A 20,624-nucleotide genomic window follows, 5' to 3' on the forward strand; every position below is an offset into this window, starting at 1 on the left:
TTCCGCAGTAGCTCAGTGGTAGAGCTATCGGCTGTTAACCGATCGGTCGTAGGTTCGAGTCCTACCTGCGGAGCCATGGCCCGTTGGTCAAGTGGTTAAGACACCGCCCTTTCACGGCGGTAACACGGGTTCGAATCCCGTACGGGTCATACAAAAAAGAGTCAGCATTATGCTGGCTCTTTTTTATTTTGTTAATCCTTTTTATAATGTTACTTTCCAGAAATAAATAAAGGAATTTTGGAAAAGCTATGGTATGTATAAAAAGGAGGAAATAAATAATGACACAAGTTAGAGACTTAATGAGTACCCATATTGTACATTGTACACCACTAGACAATGTATATGAGGCAGCTGTAAAAATGAAGGAAGAATCGGTTGGATTAATTCCTGTTGTTGAAAATGAGCAAGTTGTTGGGCTTGTTACTGATCGAGATTTAGTTGTTCGAGGGATTGCTGAAAAACATCCTGGATCTAATAAAATTACAAATGTAATGACAACAAATATTATCTCAGTTTCTCCAAATGATTCTATTGAAAAGGCTACAGAGCTAATGGCACAGTATCAAATTAGACGGTTACCAGTAGTTGATAGTGGTCAGCTTATTGGCATGTTAGCACTAGGAGATTTAGCTATAAGGGAATCGGCAGATGATCAAGCTGGATTTGCCTTGAGCGAAATCTCAGAGCATACAGAATAAATTGAAACTTTAATTAACCGAGATTTTAATGGTCACTCATAAAGAGCTAAATTATATATAAAGTTCAGATGCATTATTCTAGTATATATGGATTAAACTAATATATTAGCGTGATGTATCTGAAGCATTATATAATAAGTATATGGTGAATAATTTCGACAGTTTTTTAAAATTTGTTATTCTTAATTTTTAATAAGAGAAAAGATGATATACTGATAGATATAAGTATTATGAGAGATTTTGAATATAACAATATTAATTTTTAATGGTTCGATATTAAATTAATATTTCCTACATAGATGAAAAGGGAAGGGGAATTATATGAAGGCTGTACAGGGCGATCCAAATTGGAATTTGGTTACAGATACATATATAGAACCAAATAATTTCGCTGAATTATTTTCTTTGCTTGTACCTTGTCACCCAAAAGGTGAGGGGAAAGAACGAACTATATTAGTATGGAAAGAGAAAGAATTTTATAAAGAAGAAAATTTAGCGGCATTTATCGTATATGGCATGAATAAAGTAAAGAATTTACCGCAGTTTCATAAAGATGAAATTCCAACTTTAGTGCGTATTCTTCGCTTATGCCAAGAGATTGGTTGGTATGAAGAGGCAAATGCTTTTATGATAGCGCAAGGATTAGCTGAGTTTGTTCATACTTCATTGGAATATGAAACATGGGATCTTTTGACGCAATCAGTTGCTTTAAACTATTTAATTATTAAATATCGTATAGGTGAACTGACAGATAGGGATATTGAAATTTGGGATAGAGTTAAATTTAATGAGAAATGTATAACCGATTGTAAACATTTATTATCTCATAAAGAAGTATTGGAGTTTACATTCTTTTATATGTGCAAGAGAGCGAAATCATTATCAAAAGAGCAATTAAATAGTGATATGATGAGTTTAGCAATGTATTGTAATACTTTCGTATATGATTTATATACACATGATTTATTACGTAAATATCGTAAGTGTACAGATTTCCTATCATATTATGGACCTAGTCAGGCAGTTTTAGCATGTCAAAGAGCTGTATTATCTCAAATTTCCGATCGCTTAGACCCGTTAAAGACAACTCATGTAGATGATTATTTATATGTGATGAAAGAAATGATGGAGCATATGACGCTAGGAGTAATGGATCGATACGGTCATTTTATTGGAAAGCTACTATCTTATGTGCCATTTTTCGAAATGATACAAGTTCCACAGCATGCATATTATTGTGAAGAATTACTGTATATTTGTAAGGGCATTGAATATAAAGAAGAAACACTACGCAATTATATATTTATACAATTACATGATTGTTTACCATCATTCTTTAGGCTATTTCTTAAAAATAAGCGTTACGCAACGATTCATGATATTCTTTTCTATTGGTGCGATGACGAACAACGAATGAGCTTAGAGAAAAAATATAATCTGAGCTTTATTTATGAAAAATATGCTTGTGGATAAACAATATTTTCGATATGAAAAATTAATATAAATTAAAAAGGATCTCCAGTTTATGTGAGATCCTTTTTTGTTAGTAAAACAAGGAGAAAGTGATTAAGACAAGAAACAACATTCCATATAGGAGAAGTTGTGCAGTATAACTTCCTTGTATACCAAAAAAAGTATTGGCTTTCTTATACAAATTCAATATGTATTTTATTGGAGTATCTTTGAAAGATTGGTACACAGTGTCTCCTCTTTCTAAGCTTCTTGTTCTTGTTTTTGGTTATAAGGGACATTAATATATCTAGCTACAAATAATAAAACAGCCATAAAGAATATTGGAAATACAGTAGATAAATAAAAGCCATTACTAATTATATTTGTTATGAGAGCACTCAAAAGAAATATAGCGTTATAAATATGGGCAATTTTTTGTTTTAGTTGCACTTGAAATGATTCCATCATAATTTCTAATGCAACAAAAGCAATAATAATAGATAAAAATACAATGTTTGTATTGTAAATGATTAAACAACAGATTAAACCTAAAAAGGCTACGTATTCAATTATAAGAGGTATATTGCGTGGCATACAACTTACCTAACTAAATATGGCAGTGGATTTACTGCATTTGTTTTTTCAAAATTCCATTCTCCATTATGTAATTCAAAATGAAGATGTTGCCCGTATGAATGACCTGTGTTTCCCATATGACCTACTAATTGTCCAGTTTGTACTTGATCACCAGCTTGTACAGTGCGATCCTTCATATGAGCATAAACAGTTGTATATAATTTCCCATTGATTTGATGCGCAATGAAAACAACATTGCCATAGCTAGCTGAATAATAAGATTTCACAACTTTACCTGCAGCAGCAGCTTGGATAGAGACGTTCCCTGGAGCGGCAATATCTATACCATAATGCATTTGTTCCCAGCGTATATCAAAGGTTGAGCTAATTCTTCCTTGAGCAGGGAATTTGAAAGCAGCTGGAATAGATGAAGGCTGATCTGTTTTGGCTTGTGGTTGATTTTGTACTACATAGTGTTTTGCTACATATCCGTATCCTGTGCCAAAACGAATTTTATACCAAGTTCCTGCAGTTTCTACTACTTGTACTTGTGTACCTTTTTGTAATGAACCGAGTAGAGCGCTACTTGTACTAGTGTTGCTACGTACATTCAGATTAGGTGTTGCAACAGTATATTTTGTATTATTTTGAACGGTGATTCCTTTTACTAAGGGCTGTGAACCATTAGAGATGAATGCTTTTTGTACGTAACCTGTTTGGCCATTATGTGATATTTTATACCATTCGCCTTGATCTTCTTGAACGGTAATGAACTTGCCATTTGGTAATACATCTAAAATGGAAGATTCTAAATTAGGTTCGGAGCGAACGTTCAATGCATTAGCATTGACGATGTATTGATCATTAGATCGAAGTTTGTTTTTTAGTAAAATAGCATCTTTTTGTACATAACCTACTTTATTATGAACAGATACTTTATACCAACCATTAGTTATTTCAAGGATGTTCACTTTTGTATTAAAGCGAATTGTATCAATTGATGTGCTTTTTACGCTATCTTCTGTATGTAATGCTACTTGATCGACTTTGACATACCCAGTTTTAATATTAGATAATTGTTCAGCGTTTGCTTTTTGTACATTTGTTTCACCCATAGAAGGAAGTAAAGAAGCAATCGCTACAGTAGTTGCTGTTAAAGCAGTAGCTTTCATATTCATATAATAGAGACCTCCTCTAGTTGTATAGTTGTAATTTTATTATAGTATAAAGATATAATATAGTGGGTGTATTCACATAAATGTAATATGAAATCAATATAAAAATAAATTTTTTGAGGATAATGATTCCTTATTATCCAATTAATTAGGATAATAATTTCTAAGATAGAATATAAGTATTATATAGTTTTGTTATTTTGTTGACAATTGAGAAAATTAAAACAGTTGATGATGTCTTATTACGATGTTATACTGACAGTGATAATTTCATAGTTTGCTAGGAGAGCTGGTGTTGCCAGCTGAGAGTAGGCCGTAAGCCTTTGATCCTTTTCATTACCTGATCTAGATTATGCTAGCGTAGGGAAGCAATTCGGACACTAATAATAAGTCCCCGTTTCTTTGCGTATAGAAACGGGGCTTTTTTGTTTAAAAATTTCATATTGAAACCACTAGGGGTGCTTGTTGTGCTGAGAGAGGAATAATCCTTAACCCTTACAGACCTGATCTAGGTAATACTAGCGAAGGGAAGTGGAGCAACGAATAAATTATAATTTTATTTGCTGTAACCACTTCTTATTTAGAAGTGGTTTTTTATTTAAATACACATACCGGAAGGGGATAGCGAAATGAAATTTTGCGATAGATTATTAGAAACTGTACAACCAGTTTGGGAGATGAGTCATAATCATCCATTTGTAGTAGGTATGGGGGATGGCACGTTAGAAAAAGATAAGTTTCAGTATTACATTATTCAAGATTATTTATATTTGTTAGATTATGCAAAGCTATATGCGATTGGTGTTGTAAAAGCAACAAATCCACAAGTAATGGGGAAATTTGCTGAACAAATTGATGGCATATTAAATGGAGAAATGACAATCCATAAACAATATGCAAAAAGACTGGGAATTTCTATAGAGGAGATAGAGTCTGCAAAGCCATCTGCTAAAAATTTGGCTTATACAAATTACATGATGTCTGTATCTCAAAATGGCACACTTGCGGAATTAATAGCAGCACTTCTTCCATGTATGTGGAGCTACTGGGAAATTGGAAAGCGTTTAAATGATATTTCTGGAGCAAGAGATCATGAGTTCTTTGGTGAGTGGATTCAAGGATATAGTTCTGAAGAATACGGTAACCTTTGTATTTGGTTAATCGATTTATTAAATGAAATGGCAGTTGGAAAGTCTGAAAAAGAGCTAGATCAATTAGAGGAGATTTTCCTATATTCCAGTCGATTTGAATATTTATTCTGGGATATGTCCTATCGTAAGGAGATGTGGGGATTTGAGGAGCAAGAACATACTACAGTTTCATAATGTTTCTTTTCATTATGATGAGAAACCAATCATCAATGAATTAAATGCTTCTATACAAGATAAAGAGTTTGTAAGTATTATCGGACCGAGTGGATGCGGGAAAAGTACTCTATTTCGCCTTATTACAGGTTTAGAAGAAGTAAGTACTGGGCAGATAGAGCTGACAGAAACGAAGAGCCATCCTGTAGGGTATATGCCCCAAAAAGATATGCTCCTGCCGTGGCGAACGATTATTGAGAATGCTGCTCTGCCGCTAGAGTGTCAAGGTGTACAGAAGAAAGAAGCACAAATAAAGGCCAAGGAACTGCTACATAAATTTGGCTTACAAGGGTATGAGACAAAATATCCGAAAGATTTATCTGGTGGTATGAGACAACGCGTATCTTTTATTCGGACTTTATTAACAGGTGGGGAGGTATTGTTGTTAGATGAACCGTTTAGCGCGTTGGACGCTTTAACGAAGGCATCTTTGCAAGAATGGCTGTTTGAACAATGGAAAGAGTGGGAAAAAACAATTTTATTTATCACTCATGATGTGGAAGAAGCGTTGTTTCTTTCTAATCGAATTTTAGTAGTAGAGCAGCAACCGATAACTACTTTAACCGAGAGGGTTGTACCGCTTGATTGTAATCGAACAAGAAAAGATTTATATAAACCTGAAGTGTTAGCGCTTAAAGATGAGCTTCTTAGTATGTTACAAAGGCAGGTACTCGTATGATGAACCGGTTGAAGGAGCTATTACCTGCCCTTACACTTTCTAGTATTTTACTTGCCTTTTGGGAAGTAGGCGCAAGGATCGTAGATGAAATGTACATTTTACCGTCACCGTCTGCGATTGTAATGAAGATATGGAAACTAAAAGATATATTATTTACGGTTCATTTGCCGGCAACATTATATGTCGTTTTAATAGGTGTGGCAATTTCTATCGTACTTGGGGTAGGGCTAGCGATGTTAATGAACGCGAGTAATTGGATGGAGAGAGCATTTTATCCATTATTAGTCGCTTCACAAACGATTCCTATTACAGCGCTTGCTCCGCTCTTCGTTTTATGGTTTGGATATACGATTTGGAGTAAAGTCGTTGTTACGGTTTTAATTACGTTTTTCCCGATTGCGGTCAATACGTATGATGGACTACGCAGTACGAAAAAAGAATGGGAAGAGCTTTTAGTTACATACGGGGCAACGAAAAAAGATGTTTTTCTTAAATTAAAATTGCCGTCTGCTCTTCCTTATTTTTTCTCAGCTTTAAAAATCGCAGTTCCGCTTAGTGTTATCGGAGCAGCAATTGGCGAATGGCTCGGTGCGCAAGCTGGGTTAGGATATTTCAGTAAAAGAATGATGACACAGTTAGACGGAGCAGGTGTATTTGCACCCATTGTATTGTTATCATTACTAGCTATTTTCTTCGTCATCCTTATTTCGATATTAGAAAAGAAATTCATTAGTTGGAGGAAGCATTCATGAAATTATTAAAACGCATCTTTGTGTTTACATTATTAGTTGCAATGATTGCTGGATGTTCTAGTAATTCAGCATCAGATAAGAGTAAAAAAGAAAAAGAAATAACGGTCATGCTTGATTGGTACCCAAATGCGGTACATAGCTTTATTTATGCAGCAATTGAAAAAGGCTATTTTAAAGAAGAAGGAGTAAAGGTGAATATTAAATTCCCTTCTAATCCGACTGATCCATTAACTTTAGCAGCTGCAGGAAAAGTAACGGTTGGCTTATATTATCAAGCAGATGTTGTTATGGCAAAAGCAAACGAACAAATTCCAGTGAAATCAATTGGAGCTGTCGTACGTTCCCCATTAAATCATGTTGTATCACTGAAGTCAGCAGGCATTCAATCGCCAAAAGATTTAGAGGGGAAAACAGTTGGATATTCTGGAACACCTTTAAGTGAGATGTATTTAAAAACGATGGTAAAAGAAGCTGGTGGTAATCCAGATACAGTGAAAGTAGTCGATGTTGGCTTTGATTTAGTACCAGCATTAATTACGAAAAAAGTGGATGCGGTAACAGGGGCATACATTAACCATGAAGTACCTGTTATGCGTCATGAAGGTCATGAACCAGCGTACTTTAATCCAGCAGATTATGGTGTACCGAATTATCATGAGCTTGTATTTGTAACAGGTGATAAAACGTTGAAAAAAGATAAAGAAGCGTTGCAAGCCTTCTTACGTGGTACGAAAAAAGGCTATGATTTCATGAAGAAAAATCCAGATGAAGCATTAAATATTTTATTAAATCATCAAGAAAAAGAAAACTTCCCGCTTGTGCCAGAAGTTGAAAAAGAAAGTATGAAAATTTTATTAGAGAAGATGGAAACGAAAGATGAGCCATTTTTATCAGATTCAAAAGAATCATGGGAAAAACAAAATAAATGGCTGAAAGACAAAGGAATGACGAAAGAAACCGTCCCAGCCGATGAACTATTCGAAAATATTTTAAAGTAGGCGAATGAATATGAAAAATGAGCTCCACGTAATCTCAAATGGCCATATGCCATTCGAAGAGTTAGTGAATGTAGCGATGCAAATTGAGAGTGAGATTGATTATTTGCATATTCGTGAGCGTGAGAAGAGTACGAAGGAATTATATGAAGGTGTGGAAAGTCTATTAATGGAGGGCTTTCCGGCTTCTAAAATTGTCATAAACGATCGAATTGATATCGCCATTTTATTAAATATTCCTCGTGTTCAACTAGGATATCGAAGTACAGATGTAAAGTCAGTGAAAGAAAAGTTTTCGTATTTGCATGTCGGTTATTCTGTGCATTCGCTAGATGAAGCAATAGTAGCTTTTAAAAATGGAGCGGATTCACTCGTTTATGGCCATGTATTTCCGACAGATTGTAAAAAAGGTGTGCCAGCGAGAGGGCTTGAAGAAATTTCAGACATTGCAAGGTGTTTATCTATACCGATTACAGCAATTGGAGGAATTACTCCTGAGAATACAAAGGATATTCTGGCAAGTGAAGTAAGTGGAATTGCTGTTATGTCTGGAATTTTAAGTAGTAGTAACCCGTATAGCAAAGCGAAGTCTTATAAGGAATCAATAAGAAAGTGGGCGGAAAAACATGTGTGAGAAGTATGATGTAGCGATTATTGGTGGTGGTGTAATTGGTAGTTCAGTTGCACATTTTCTAGCAGAAAGAGGACATAAAGTAGCGATTGTAGAGAAGCAAAAAATTGCATCGGAAGCTTCGAAAGCAGCTGCTGGTTTACTTGGTGTTCAAGCAGAATGGGATGCGTATGATCCGCTATTTGAACTTGCTAGAGAAAGCCGAGCTATATTTCCACAACTTGCAGCAGTTTTACGTGAAAAGACGGGTATTGATATTGGATATGAAGAAAAAGGAATTTATCGTATTGCTCAAAATGAAGATGAGAAGGAAAGAATTCTTCACATTATGGATTGGCAGCAGAAAATAGGTGAAGATTCTTATTTTCTAACGGGAGACCATGTGCGGGAAAAAGAGCCATATCTATCCGAATCTATTATAGGAGCAGTATATTATCCGAAAGACGGTCATGTTATTGCACCAGAGCTTACGAAAGCATTCGCACATTCTGCAGCGATTTCCGGTGCTGATATATATGAACAGACAGAAGTATTTGATATCCGTATTGAAAATAATAAAGTGACTGGAGTTATTACAAGTGAAGGTATTGTCACATGTGAGAAAGTCGTTATTGCAGGAGGTTCATGGAGCACGAAGTTACTCAGTTATTTTCACCGCGATTGGGGTACATATCCAGTTAAAGGAGAAGTGGTTGCGGTAAGAAGTAGAAAACAACTTTTAAAAGCACCTATTTTTCAAGAAAGATTTTACATTACTCCAAAGCGCGGTGGACGTTACGTAATTGGGGCAACAATGAAGCCACATACGTTCAATAAAACTGTGCAGCCAGAAAGTATAACTTCTATATTAGAGCGTGCTTATACAATATTGCCAGCTTTAAAAGAAGCAGAATGGGAAAGCACGTGGGCAGGATTAAGACCACAATCGAATCATGAAGCTCCTTATATGGGAGAGCATGAAGAAATAAAAGGTTTATATGCCTGCACGGGCCATTATCGAAACGGTATTTTATTAAGTCCTGTTTCTGGCCAATATATGGCTGATTTAATAGAAGGAAAGCAAGAGAATCATTTGCTAGATTCATTGCTTTCTAAAACGGTTTAGAAAGGGGATGGAAGTTTGAATTTGAAAATTAATGGTAATCAAATTGAAGTGCCAGAGAGTGTAAAAACAGTAGCCGAGCTACTTACACATTTAGAGCTAGATAACAGAATTGTTGTAGTAGAGCGTAATAAAGATATTTTACAAAAAGATGATCATACAGATACATCTGTTTTTGATGGAGACCAAATTGAGATTGTAACTTTCGTAGGAGGCGGTTGATTATGTTAAACATTGGACCATTTTCATTTCATTCTAGACTTTTATTAGGAACAGGTAAATTCCCTGATTTTGACGTGCAGCAAAAGGCAATTGACGTTTCTGAAGCTGAAATTTTAACGTTTGCAGTACGTCGTATGGATATCTTTGATGCAAAGCAACCTAATTTATTAGAGAAACTTGATGTGAAAAAATATACGTTATTACCAAATACAGCAGGGGCAAAAAACGCTGAAGAGGCTGTTCGTATTGCAAAATTAGCAAAAGCCTCTGGGCTTTGTGACATGATAAAGGTAGAAGTTATTGGTGATGATAGAACGTTATTACCTGATCCGGTAGAAACGTTAAAGGCATCTGAAATGTTACTAGAAGAAGGATTTATCGTACTTCCGTATACATCTGATGATGTTGTATTAGCACGTAAATTACAAGAGCTTGGCGTGCATGCGATTATGCCAGGAGCATCACCAATCGGTTCAGGGCTTGGTATTGTAAATCCATTAAATTTGAGCTTCATTATTGAACAAGCGACAGTACCAGTTATCGTTGATGCCGGTATTGGTAGTCCAGCTGATGCGGCATTTGCAATGGAATTAGGAGCGGATGGTGTGTTATTAAATACGGCTGTGTCAGGAGCAAAAGATCCTATTAAAATGGCACAAGCAATGAAATTAAGTATTGAGGCAGGACGTTTAGGATTTGAAGCAGGTCGTATTGCACGTAAGCGTTGTGCAACTGCAAGTAGTCCTTTAGAAGGAATGAGTGTAGTTGAATAATCGATATTCTCGCCAAGAACTATTTTCTCCAATTGGAGAAGAAGGACAGCAAAAGATAAGAGAAAAGCATGTGCTTATTATCGGTGCAGGTGCATTAGGTAGTGCAAATGCAGAGATGTTTGTAAGAGCAGGTGTTGGCAAGATAACAATTGTTGATCGTGATTATGTAGATTGGAGTAATTTACAAAGACAACAATTGTATGCAGAGAGCGACGTAAAGAATAATCTTCCAAAAGCTATAGCGGCTAAAAAACGTTTAGAAGAGATTAATAGTGATGTAACAATAGAAGCTCTCGTTCAAGATGTAACAGCTGAAGAGCTAGAAGAACTTGTTACAAATGTTGATGTAATGATTGATGCGACTGATAATTTTGAAACACGCTTTATTGTGAATGATATAGCACAAAAATATTCTATTCCATGGATTTACGGTGCATGTGTAGGTAGTTACGGTCTTTCTTACACAATCCTTCCTAGTAAAACACCATGTTTATCATGTTTATTACAGTCGATTCCGCTTGGCGGGGCAACATGTGATACAGCGGGTATTATATCACCTGCTGTATCTCTCGTCGTTTCTCATCAAGTAACAGAAGCTCTTAAACTGTTAGTAGAAGATTACGAATCACTGCGAGATGGACTTGTGTCATTTGATGTATGGAAGAATGAATATTCATGTATGAATGTGCAAAAGCTTCGTAAACACAATTGTCCTTCGTGCGGAGAGAATGCGATATACCCGTATTTAAATAAAGAAAACACATCGAAAACAGCAGTTTTATGCGGGCGAAATACAGTTCAAATTAGACCACCTCATAAAGAGGAAATGGATTTTGAGAGGTACAAAAAGCTGCTGGATGATCGTGTAAATGATTTAAATGTAAATCCATATTTATTATCATTTTCTGTGGAAGAAAAGAGATTAGTTGCTTTTAAAGATGGTCGTGTACTCGTACATGGAACGAAAGATATAAGCGAAGCAAAAACGATTTATCATCGCTATTTTGGATAGAAAAGGATGAGTGGGATGAAAGTGAATAAAGCTTTAACAATTGCAGGGTCTGATAGCGGCGGCGGTGCTGGAATTCAGGCAGATTTAAAAACATTCCAAGAGCTTGGTGTATACGGAATGACGGCTATTACGGCAATTACTGCTCAAAACACGCTTGGCGTTCAAGGGGTATATCCTGTTCCGTTAGAAGGTATTATAGAACAGCTGAATTCAATTGGTACGGATTTAACACCAGATGCAGTGAAACTAGGAATGTTATTTAGTAGTGAAATAATTCAAATTGTTGCAGAACAAATTAAAAAGTTTGGCTGGAATAATATTGTGCTAGATCCCGTTATGATTGCAAAAGGCGGTGCATCATTATTACAGCAAGAAGCAGTTCAAGCATTAAAAGAATATTTATTACCAGTAGCAACTGTTATAACACCGAATGTCCCAGAAGCAGAAGTGTTAACTGGGATGGAGATTCATAATATTGAAGATAGTAAGGAAGCTGCAAAAGTATTGCACGAATTAGGTGCTAAATATGTGCTTATGAAGGGCGGACATGCAGAATATCAAGGTAATGAAGTAATTGATTTCCTCTTTGATGGAGAAAAATTTATTGAGTTTAGAAGCGAGCGAATTCCTTCAAAGCAAACGCATGGAAGTGGGTGTACATTTGCTTCAGCGGTTACAGCAGGACTTGCGAAAGGATACTCAATTAAAGATGCTGTTCAAGAAGCAAAACGATTTATTAGTATAGCAATTGAAGAGCCATTGAATATTGGTAGTGGCCATGGGCCGACGAATCATTTTGCATATAAGTTGAGTATAACAAAAGCATAAAGAAATGAATTTTGAAGACAATTAAATCCTCTATCCCTTATATTTTCTAAGAGGATGGAGGGCTTGTTTTTTTCGAGGAGAAAATAGAAATAGCAGTAAAATATAACAGTTTAATAAAAAAATAGTGAAAGAATATATTGTTTTAAGCAAGGCTGAATTCATAGAACATAGATTATTCTTGAACGAAGCAAATAGATGAGACGAATATTTTCACTGCTACATTTATAAGATTGAAAAGTCTTTTATAAACACTAATAATTTGTACGTACTCCTTCATATTACTATCTGATAGTTACTCCACAGTTCCCCCTCGGAAACTATTTTATATATTTCATATCAACTGCCTGCTTTGTTCGATAATCTAAAAAACTAATATAGGTAAAAAAGGATGATATTTAAAATAATAGTAAAAAATGTAATTTATTTCTTTACTTTTAAAAGATGTTAATTTATTATTAAGTTGTTGCGAATTTTATTATTAATTTAGATTATTTAGAACAAATGATTATATTTGACTAGTATTTTCTCTGGGATTATTGGTGAAGTATAATTTATAACTAATAATCTATATATAATACTAATAAAACGTAATGATAAAATTATTGAATGGGGGTTTATCATGAAAATGAAAAAAATGAAGACATTTATTGTTGGTGCGGCGACGTTAGGGATTATAGGTACTGGTGCTGTTTCAGCACAAGCCATGGGACTACAGCATATTTCTATGGGTTCTGGTGCCACTGTTTACATTCAAGGGTTTAACGAAGTTGGTCACAAAGGTACTGGTGCTTATGGTACAAACAAAAATAAAGTAGTGACGGGTGTTAAAGTAACTTTAAAAGAAGGCAGTTTTAATGAGTCAGCTAACAATTATGCCAAGAGAGGAGGATGGACAAAGAAATTATCAAAAGTCAATAATCCATTCAACACGGCTTATACAAACTATAGTTGGAGATACTAGTTTAGTCTTTTACAAAACTATTTCTAACAGTATGTACATTACTGTTAGAAATAGTTTCATTTATAAAGAATAACTTTATTATTAAACATGATAAAGACGTGAAGGATAATGAGTATAATGTCTAAAATAATAAAAAAATCATGGTTACCTCTTTTTTTTACATTCATTGTATTTGGGACTATTGCTGGCGGAATTTCGATGATTTTATCTGTAGAAGAACAGATGTCAAATAATATTAATAAAAATACGTATCGGATTTCTATTAACCAAAATGAAGTAGAAACAAATTTTACAAACCAAGACTTACTATCATGGTTAAATAAACAACGTGCCAATTTTACATTTTATAAGAATATACCGCAAGAAGCTAGTCGATTAAGCTTTTCAAATGAAAATACTTTTATGTATAGCGTGGAGAAGGGAAAAGCTTATATTAATGTTTGGAACAAAGATGATCAAGTTGTTAAAAATGGTAAAAAGTACTTTTACTTTGATGGTAGGGAGTATGAAGTAATTGGCTATATTGATACTTTTACTAATGTAGTAGCGAATCTTGAGTCGTCGTTAGAAGCAACCCCAAAAGAATCAATAAAGGGAGAGTATTTCTTGGATGCAGGAGGAAATAGTGAGTCCCTTATACAGGATTTATTAACTACTATACAAGAAACAGATAATACAATTACAATCTCTTATGAAAAGGTTAAGCAAACATGGATAAATAATCTATTAAACCAAAAATATGCGCTTTTTATATTTCTTGGAACTAGTGCGATGCTATTTGTATCAGGATTTACTATCGTGCTTTCATGGGTAGAAAAATATAAGCGTGAGATGTTTGTTAGGCGATTATCAGGTGCGGGAGAAACAAGTTTATTATTAAGAGTTTATACTAATATGCTAGTTATTCGAGTAATAGGGATCATAATTGGAAGCTCGATAACATTTCTGATTACTGATGTTTTAAACCTATTACCGTATAATACTGTATTTCGTTTGGAATCAATCGTTGTAGGTATCATACTATTCTTTCTTATGGATATATTTTACACGTTCCCGATGTTGTTTATCAATCAAAGGAAACAATTAATCAAGATAATGAGGTAGGAAGATGTCAACTCAATTAAAATATGCTCTTGAAGATATTTGGAGGAAAAAGCTTTATTTTATTTTGTTTTTTACTCAGATTATGATTATCACATTGTTAATTACGGAATGTTTCTCTTTAATGTATAAAAAGCAAGATGCGTTTAACTATTTATCTAAGACATTTGATATTTCTAATGTTTATTATGTATCACTTGCAGAAAAAGAAAAGTATGTAGGTGGCGAATATGAAGAAAGTATTATGAAAGATTTATATACATATGTCAATGAAAATGAGAAGTATACAATTTTTTCTGATATTGAAGATTATATAGAAATAAAGGGTATTCCACAAAATTCTCTTTCCGTTGAAATAGAGCAAGGACAAACTAAGGTTCAAGCCTATAAAAGTTTAGCTATTTCACATAGTTTTATAGATGTTTTTGATTTAGCTTTATCAAAGGGAGAATTTTTTGATTCCGATTGGGAGTATACAAGTAACGAGAGTATACCAGTTGTACTGGGGCATTCTTATCAAAAGTTTATGAATATCAATGATGAGTTTGTTAATATAGATAATTTAAAGTATAAGGTGGTTGGTTTTTTACAAGAAGGACAAAGTTTCGTTGATATATCATCCGGCAAAGGTGTTATAGAGCTGGATGACACGGTATTAATACCAATGGATGTTACAAAATTTGATGATATGTATGTGAATGGAAATTATGCATATGAAACCTATCTTGAAAATGCAACAATTATAACAAAGAATAAAAATGATATAACAGAACTTAGAAATATTACAGAAAAATCACGACTATATAATTATAACTTCAATAATGTAGGTGGCGTCTCAAAGTATATGGAGATGTCTACCAAAAAATCTGTAGGTGTATTTTTGTTTATATCAATATGGGTAATTATTTTTGCCTTTTCATTAGTTATTATTAATACATTAGAATTTGTTAGAAAAAATTTAAGAGAATTTAGTATTCATATTTTTTGTGGTGGAAACAGATCGGATATTGCATTAAGGATTTTTTTACAAATATTTATTGTTTGGATCCTTGCTTCTATTATTTCTGTGCTAGTATCCAATCAACCTTTCATAGTATTAGGGGTTTCAGGAGCGATTTTATTTCTTTGTTTAATAACATGTATTCCTAGCTTTATTAAACTTTTTAGTTTACAGATAAGTGACATATTAAGGAGAAAAGAATAAATGATTGAGCTGAATAATATTTCAAAAGTTTATAATAAATCGAAGGCCAATGAAGTGAAAGTTCTTCAAAATATTGAATTGAAAATAGAAAAAAGTAGTATGTTAGCGATCATGGGTCCATCAGGTTCAGGGAAATCTACATTGTTGAATATACTTGGTTGCTTAGATATCCCGAGTATGGGTACTTATAAGTTGTATAATCAAGAATTGCAATCTTTAAATCGAAGGAAATTAGCTACTATACGAAATGAGCACTTTGGTTTTGTTGTACAAGATTTTGCACTTATTGAGGACTACACTGTTATGAAAAATGTTGAAATTCCAATTCTATATAGTAAGGACAAAACTAATAAAAAAGAAAGAGTGCTATCAATACTTGAAAGGCTTGGTATGAAGGAAAAGGCATCTGAATATGCATATAATTTATCAGGTGGACAACGGCAACGTGTGGCAATTGCCCGAGCATTGATTAACAATCCAGATATTATTCTAGCTGATGAACCAACTGGAGCATTGGATCAAAGAACAGGTCAGCAAGTTTTAGACATTTTTAAAAGTATACATCAAGAACAGAAAAAAACTATTTTAATTGTAACCCATGATGATAGGGTTGCGAAACAGTGTGATGGAATAATAAATATAGTAGATGGAAAGGTTTACTAAAAAATATTGACTTGAAAATTTTTTATAGGTTTTTCAAAGGTGGAAGGGATGGTAGATAATGAGGAAAAATGAGCCATATGAATCTAAAAAAAGAATACAAGGAAGTTGGATTCTACCCTTAATAATAGTTATATTGATTCTCTTGTTACGCCACTTTATGTTTACTCCTGTAGTAGTTGAGGGAAGCTCAATGATGTCAACTCTTCAGGACGGAGATAGAATGGTAGCGAATAAAATTGGATACAAATTAAATGGTCTAGAACGATTTGATATTTCTGTATTCAAGCATAAAGATGGAACGAATTATATAAAGCGTATTATAGGCCTTCCAGGGGATTATATTGAATATAAAAATGACCAGCTATATATAAATGGTAAAAAATATAGTGAGGCTTATTTGGAGAGTCAAAAGAAAGATTTGGAAAGGGAGGAGTTACTTACTGATGACTTTAATATAAAAACATTGCCATCAACTCTTAGTCCTATAGTTCCAGAGGGGCATTATTTTGTATTAGGAGACAATCGCCGTGGTAGTAAAGATAGTCGCGATATTGGTTTTATACCGGCAAATAATATTATTGGAAAAGCAAATGTTGTTTATTGGCCTTTGAATGAGATGAAAATTGTTAAATAAAAAACATGGGTTAATGAATTGGATGATAAGTTACATTATAGGCTAACGGCTATCGTAGGATTAAGAAAATAAATAAAATCAGTTTGTTTACCTATTGTAATTCTCTTGCTACACTTGCAAAAAAATTAAAGGAAGAATATTTTTGAGTTTTTTTGCAAGTGTAGTTTAGATTGTGAGTATATAATATTCTTGAAGTTATATATTATATCGTTATAATAAAATACGATATATTTAGAGGCGGATATTACCTTACGTGCAGAATTTTTGTAAGTTGCATTCGCGGGATAAATTTTGAAAGAAAGAGAGAGTAAATGTTAAGTACACCTAAGATAGGTGCTTATATACATTTGCTTTTTTGTATGTAAAATATCATTTCTGTGAAAAAAGAAATGATAAGAAAACAGATGAAAGGGTATTAAAAATACATATTATAAGCGTTTAAATAATGAGATGTTTTCTTATTCTAGGTAATTTACCTATTTACAAGTGAAATATAGAGGCGTATATTTACTTTCATAAATCATTCTTGAAAATTTTCAAAAAATCCTAAAATCGCTGAATTCCAAAAATGGAGCGGAGGAACCAATTTGTGCAGTGTCACTCGGGGTGAATCTTTCAAGTTTGAAAGTAGGGCTACTCTCAAAGTCCGAATCCGACAGCTAACTTCGTAAGCGTCTTGAGAGAGGACGGTGCCATGATGGATACATCACTTCATCGATCTGATTAGTATAGGGGAATATCAATCTATGTTTGATTTCTTTTATACTAAGGAGGATGAGGTACATGGAACTAACACTTATTTGTGTTGGAGAAGAAAGTAAGGTAGATAGTTTAAGAGATCTAGTATCATTTCAACATGAGTTAATTATTTTTACGGCAAATGAAGAGATAGCGGCTGAAGTTAGGAATTGTGGGTTTGATTGGACTTATAGTTGCAGTAAGGAGCAGGACTTTACTAGTATTTGTGAGTGTATTAAGAAGGTGATTTTACTAGGAGATGAGCTTCCAATCGTTAGTTTCTTCACAGAACACATTCGCTTTTCTTTTCAAGCACCTATTACTGTTGTTACAAGGAATAAACGATATCCAGCGAGGCTCTATGAAACAATTGGAGCTAAATTTGTCGTGTTTACGAATTGTGATAATATTTCTTTTTTATTTTTTGAATAGGGTGGAGGAAAAGAAGATGAAAGTGTTGTTACTAGGAGATATAGCGAATCGTTGGGCGGTATCAGTAGAGCGAGTTCAAGAATTGGTGGTGCTGGATCCTATTTTTCCAAGGCCCTATATCATATTGCCATCGAAAGACGCTTTATATTTAAAAACAGATGTTATCGAATATGAGCAGCTACATGCAGAATTGTCACAAGTTTATATTCGCGGGAGAAATTTACGTGCTTTTTTACGAGGAGAATAAATAGTGAAATAAAAAGAGCGAATGCTAAGTGCAACAAGCTATGCACTTTATGTCATTCGCTCTTTTTATTTCGTATCGAAAAGATCATTTCTGTGAAAATGAAAGAAAAGACGAGTAAATAGATGAAAGAATATTAATAATACTCAATGTAAGCGTTTAAATAGATGGATATTTTCTTATTTTCAGTAATTTACCCCTTTACAAGTGAAATATAGAGGAGTATATTTACTCTCATAAATCATTCATAAAATTTCCAAAAAAACCTAAAATCGCTGAGTTCCAGAAATGGAGCGGGGGAACCAATTTTGTGCATCGTCACTTGGGGTGAATCTTTCAGTTTTGAAAGTAGGGCTACTCTTTAGGCCCGAATCCGACAGCTAACCTCGTAAGCGTTTAGAGAGGAGGTTTACTTTTTGTTGTTCATTTTTTGAACACTGAGTAGAGCTCAGTGTTCTTTTTTAATATTTAAATGGTAAATTTTAACAAAATGAAGAGAGGGATAGTTATGTTAGATGTTGTAATGGTCGGGATTTTTATTTTATTAGTTGCATCGATGGCAAGTCTTGCAAGTTGGTCAGATAAAGTTGTGAAAGAAGGAAAGCAATCATGATGATTGTCTTATCGGTTATAGTCGCAGCAATTACAGTGTATTTAGTGTATGCATTATTAAATCCAGAGAAGTTTTAATTAGGGGGAATCATTCATTATGATTTGGGTTGCAGTCATTATTACAATGCTCTTGTTTATTTTAGTAGCAAAGCCAACGGGGATTTATTTAGAGAAAGCTTTTCAAGGTAGCAAAACGCTAGATAAAGTATTCGGGCCTTTTGAAAAACTTATTTTTAAAATTACAGGTGTAAAAGCATACAATCAAACGTGGAAACAGTACGCATTATCATTAGTTTTACTCAATGGATTTATGATTGTTGTCGTATATTTCATTTTCAGATTACAAGGTGTGTTGCCGCTAAATCCAGCACATATTGAAGGAATGGAGCCTACGCTCGCTTTTAATACAGCAATTAGTTTTATGGCTGATACAAACTTACAGCATTATAGCGGTGAAAATGGTTTATCTTATTTATCACAATTAATCGGAATTACATTTTTAATGTTTGCGGCACCAGCAACGACATTAGCACTCGTTATGGCATTTATAAGAGGGCTCGCTGGAAAAGAACTTGGTAACTTTTTCGTTGATTTTACGAGAGCGTTAACGAGAGTTTTTCTTCCTATCGCATTTATTGCGGCGCTAGTCTTTGTCGCACTTGGTGTACCACAAACGTTAGACGGGGCCGTTACAGCACAAACGATTGATGGCGCGAAACAAAGTATATTACGTGGGCCAGTTGCATCATTCGTTTCCATTAAGGAACTTGGAAATAACGGCGGTGGATTTTTCGGAGCAAACTCTACGCATCCTTTTGAAAATCCAGGACAAATGAGTAATATTTTGCAAATGATGCTTATGATGTTATTACCAACAGCACTTCCATTTACGTACGGACGAATGGTAGGAAATAAAAAACAAGGTCGCATCCTTTTCGTTTCACTTTTTATGGTGTTTTTACTAGGATTTATAACAATTACGACATCTGAACTAAACGGGAATCCGGCATTAAATGGAATGGGTATCGAACATGTACAAGGAAGTACAGAAGGGAAAGAAGTACGATTTGGAACGGTATTTTCTTCACTATACGCAACGGTAACGACAGCTGCTGAAACAGGCGCCGTTAATACGATGCATGATACGTTAACACCAATTGGCGGTTTAGTTCCACTTGTAAATATGATGTTAAACACAGTATATGGCGGCGTTGGAGCAGGTTTTGTAAATATTATTATGTATGCAATTATTGCAGTGTTTATATCTGGGTTAATGGTTGGACGGACACCAGAGTTTTTAGGTAAAAAGATTGAAGGTAAGGAAATGAAATTAATTGCGGTCACGATTTTATTTCATCCATTGCTCATTTTAGGATTTTCGGCATTAGCTCTTTCAACAAATTTAGGGACGGATGCTATTTCTCATTCCGGTTTCCACGGTTTAACGCAAGTTGTATATGAATATACATCGTCAGCTGCGAATAACGGATCTGGATTTGAAGGATTAGGAGATAATACACCGTTTTGGAATATTACGACTGGTTTAGTTATGTTTTTAGGACGTTACTTCAGTTTAATTACGATGCTAGCTGTGGCAGCTTCGTTGAAAGAAAAAACGGTAGTGCCAGAAACAGTCGGAACGTTCCGTACAGATAATAGTTTATTTGGTGGCATCTTCATCGGAACAATTGTAATTGTCGGTGCATTAACATTCTTCCCGATGTTAGTACTCGGACCAATTGCAGAATTTCTTACATTGAAGTAATGGAGGGTAAA

General features: G+C 34.3%; 24 protein-coding genes, 2 tRNA genes and 4 riboswitches. Of the genes, 24 read left to right on the forward strand and 2 right to left on the reverse strand.

Annotated features, from left to right (window positions below):
* Position 1: 1 nt before the first annotated feature.
* From DOS87_RS03790 to DOS87_RS03805, 4 genes are all read left to right on the forward strand, one after another.
* Positions 2 to 76: transfer RNA gene (locus DOS87_RS03790), tRNA-Asn, on the forward strand.
* A 1-nt stretch (position 77) separates the two neighbouring features.
* Positions 78 to 149, forward strand: a tRNA-Glu gene (locus tag DOS87_RS03795).
* A gap of 129 nt (positions 150 to 278) precedes the next feature.
* On the forward strand, positions 279 to 698 hold the full coding sequence (locus DOS87_RS03800; protein ID WP_000195542.1) for a CBS domain-containing protein: 420 nt from the start codon (positions 279 to 281) through the stop codon (positions 696 to 698).
* Between the two features lie 321 nt (positions 699 to 1,019).
* Positions 1,020 to 2,171, forward strand: coding sequence for a DUF3965 domain-containing protein (locus DOS87_RS03805; protein WP_000648916.1), 1,152 nt, complete (start codon positions 1,020 to 1,022; stop codon positions 2,169 to 2,171).
* A gap of 240 nt (positions 2,172 to 2,411) precedes the next feature.
* Here DOS87_RS03805 and DOS87_RS03810 read toward each other — a convergent pair whose 3' ends face one another.
* Together DOS87_RS03810 and DOS87_RS03815 are read right to left on the reverse strand one after the other, a co-directional pair.
* A complete protein-coding gene (locus DOS87_RS03810; RefSeq protein ID WP_001137820.1) occupies positions 2,412 to 2,744 on the reverse strand; it encodes a hypothetical protein in 333 nt (110 codons plus the stop codon).
* 5 nt (positions 2,745 to 2,749) lie between these two features.
* A complete protein-coding gene (locus DOS87_RS03815; RefSeq protein WP_001056038.1) occupies positions 2,750 to 3,904 on the reverse strand; it encodes an SH3 domain-containing protein in 1,155 nt (384 codons plus the stop codon).
* A 269-nt stretch (positions 3,905 to 4,173) separates the two neighbouring features.
* Positions 4,174 to 4,285, forward strand: a riboswitch (TPP riboswitch).
* 60 nt (positions 4,286 to 4,345) lie between these two features.
* A riboswitch (TPP riboswitch) is annotated at positions 4,346 to 4,448 on the forward strand.
* 82 nt (positions 4,449 to 4,530) lie between these two features.
* Between DOS87_RS03815 and tenA the strand changes: the two genes are divergently transcribed.
* From tenA to kdpA, 20 genes are all read left to right on the forward strand, one after another.
* Complete coding sequence (tenA, locus tag DOS87_RS03820) at positions 4,531 to 5,226, forward strand: thiaminase II (RefSeq protein ID WP_000666835.1); 696 nt, start codon at positions 4,531 to 4,533, stop codon at positions 5,224 to 5,226.
* Positions 5,195 to 5,944, forward strand: a complete 750-nt coding sequence (locus DOS87_RS03825; RefSeq protein ID WP_001256821.1) for an ABC transporter ATP-binding protein — start codon at positions 5,195 to 5,197, stop codon at positions 5,942 to 5,944. The genes tenA and DOS87_RS03825 overlap by 32 nt, the downstream gene beginning before the upstream one ends.
* Entirely contained in the window at positions 5,944 to 6,696 is a 753-nt protein-coding gene (locus DOS87_RS03830) for an ABC transporter permease (RefSeq protein WP_002162925.1), read from the forward strand. Before DOS87_RS03825 ends, DOS87_RS03830 begins: the two co-directional genes overlap by 1 nt.
* Entirely contained in the window at positions 6,693 to 7,694 is a 1,002-nt protein-coding gene (locus DOS87_RS03835) for an ABC transporter substrate-binding protein (protein WP_098578316.1), read from the forward strand. The genes DOS87_RS03830 and DOS87_RS03835 overlap by 4 nt, the downstream gene beginning before the upstream one ends.
* Positions 7,695 to 7,704: 10 nt before the next feature.
* Positions 7,705 to 8,325: a thiazole tautomerase TenI gene (gene tenI, locus DOS87_RS03840; protein ID WP_000787168.1), complete on the forward strand. Its 621-nt coding sequence runs from the start codon at positions 7,705 to 7,707 to the stop codon at positions 8,323 to 8,325.
* Positions 8,318 to 9,427, forward strand: coding sequence for a glycine oxidase ThiO (gene thiO, locus DOS87_RS03845; RefSeq protein ID WP_000333297.1), 1,110 nt, complete (start codon positions 8,318 to 8,320; stop codon positions 9,425 to 9,427). Before tenI ends, thiO begins: the two co-directional genes overlap by 8 nt.
* Before the next feature lie 15 nt (positions 9,428 to 9,442).
* Positions 9,443 to 9,646: a sulfur carrier protein ThiS gene (gene thiS / locus DOS87_RS03850; RefSeq protein WP_001049505.1), complete on the forward strand. Its 204-nt coding sequence runs from the start codon at positions 9,443 to 9,445 to the stop codon at positions 9,644 to 9,646.
* Positions 9,647 to 9,648: 2 nt separating this feature from the next.
* The gene (thiG, locus tag DOS87_RS03855; protein ID WP_000931981.1) at positions 9,649 to 10,419 is read left to right on the forward strand and encodes a thiazole synthase; all 771 of its coding nucleotides are present in this window, start codon (positions 9,649 to 9,651) and stop codon (positions 10,417 to 10,419) included.
* The gene (thiF, locus tag DOS87_RS03860; protein WP_001065427.1) at positions 10,412 to 11,431 is read left to right on the forward strand and encodes a thiazole biosynthesis adenylyltransferase ThiF; all 1,020 of its coding nucleotides are present in this window, start codon (positions 10,412 to 10,414) and stop codon (positions 11,429 to 11,431) included. Before thiG ends, thiF begins: the two co-directional genes overlap by 8 nt.
* A gap of 6 nt (positions 11,432 to 11,437) precedes the next feature.
* Positions 11,438 to 12,259 (forward strand): bifunctional hydroxymethylpyrimidine kinase/phosphomethylpyrimidine kinase, encoded by an 822-nt coding sequence (thiD, locus tag DOS87_RS03865; protein WP_139788928.1) that lies wholly within the window; start codon positions 11,438 to 11,440, stop codon positions 12,257 to 12,259.
* A 619-nt stretch (positions 12,260 to 12,878) separates the two neighbouring features.
* Positions 12,879 to 13,220 (forward strand): hypothetical protein, encoded by a 342-nt coding sequence (locus DOS87_RS03870; protein WP_000782480.1) that lies wholly within the window; start codon positions 12,879 to 12,881, stop codon positions 13,218 to 13,220.
* Positions 13,221 to 13,337: 117 nt separating this feature from the next.
* Positions 13,338 to 14,324, forward strand: a complete 987-nt coding sequence (locus DOS87_RS03875) for a hypothetical protein (protein ID WP_000034766.1) — start codon at positions 13,338 to 13,340, stop codon at positions 14,322 to 14,324.
* Positions 14,325 to 14,328: 4 nt separating this feature from the next.
* On the forward strand, positions 14,329 to 15,525 hold the full coding sequence (locus DOS87_RS03880; protein ID WP_000107176.1) for an ABC transporter permease: 1,197 nt from the start codon (positions 14,329 to 14,331) through the stop codon (positions 15,523 to 15,525).
* Positions 15,526 to 16,188, forward strand: a complete 663-nt coding sequence (locus DOS87_RS03885) for an ABC transporter ATP-binding protein (protein ID WP_044783323.1) — start codon at positions 15,526 to 15,528, stop codon at positions 16,186 to 16,188.
* A 58-nt stretch (positions 16,189 to 16,246) separates the two neighbouring features.
* Positions 16,247 to 16,822 (forward strand): signal peptidase I, encoded by a 576-nt coding sequence (lepB, locus tag DOS87_RS03890; RefSeq protein WP_001230619.1) that lies wholly within the window; start codon positions 16,247 to 16,249, stop codon positions 16,820 to 16,822.
* A 543-nt stretch (positions 16,823 to 17,365) separates the two neighbouring features.
* A riboswitch (cyclic di-AMP (ydaO/yuaA leader) is annotated at positions 17,366 to 17,512 on the forward strand.
* Between the two features lie 93 nt (positions 17,513 to 17,605).
* Positions 17,606 to 17,992, forward strand: a complete 387-nt coding sequence (locus tag DOS87_RS03895) for a hypothetical protein (protein ID WP_000424067.1) — start codon at positions 17,606 to 17,608, stop codon at positions 17,990 to 17,992.
* A 16-nt stretch (positions 17,993 to 18,008) separates the two neighbouring features.
* The gene (locus tag DOS87_RS03900; RefSeq protein ID WP_000866315.1) at positions 18,009 to 18,239 is read left to right on the forward strand and encodes a hypothetical protein; all 231 of its coding nucleotides are present in this window, start codon (positions 18,009 to 18,011) and stop codon (positions 18,237 to 18,239) included.
* Positions 18,240 to 18,499: 260 nt separating this feature from the next.
* Positions 18,500 to 18,645, forward strand: a riboswitch (cyclic di-AMP (ydaO/yuaA leader).
* A gap of 99 nt (positions 18,646 to 18,744) precedes the next feature.
* Positions 18,745 to 18,849 carry a SipW-dependent-type signal peptide-containing protein gene (locus DOS87_RS03905; RefSeq protein WP_000887894.1) on the forward strand — a complete coding sequence of 35 codons (105 nt, stop codon included), beginning with the start codon at positions 18,745 to 18,747 and terminating at the stop codon, positions 18,847 to 18,849.
* Positions 18,849 to 18,926 carry a K(+)-transporting ATPase subunit F gene (kdpF, locus tag DOS87_RS03910; RefSeq protein ID WP_223153441.1) on the forward strand — a complete coding sequence of 26 codons (78 nt, stop codon included), beginning with the start codon at positions 18,849 to 18,851 and terminating at the stop codon, positions 18,924 to 18,926. Before DOS87_RS03905 ends, kdpF begins: the two co-directional genes overlap by 1 nt.
* 19 nt (positions 18,927 to 18,945) lie before the next feature.
* Positions 18,946 to 20,613: a potassium-transporting ATPase subunit KdpA gene (gene kdpA, locus DOS87_RS03915; protein WP_000638328.1), complete on the forward strand. Its 1,668-nt coding sequence runs from the start codon at positions 18,946 to 18,948 to the stop codon at positions 20,611 to 20,613.
* Positions 20,614 to 20,624 lie beyond the last annotated feature (11 nt).

It is taken from the genome of Bacillus sp. CR71 (assembly GCF_003429245.1).
Lineage (GTDB): Bacteria > Bacillota > Bacilli > Bacillales > Bacillaceae_G > Bacillus_A > Bacillus_A thuringiensis_S.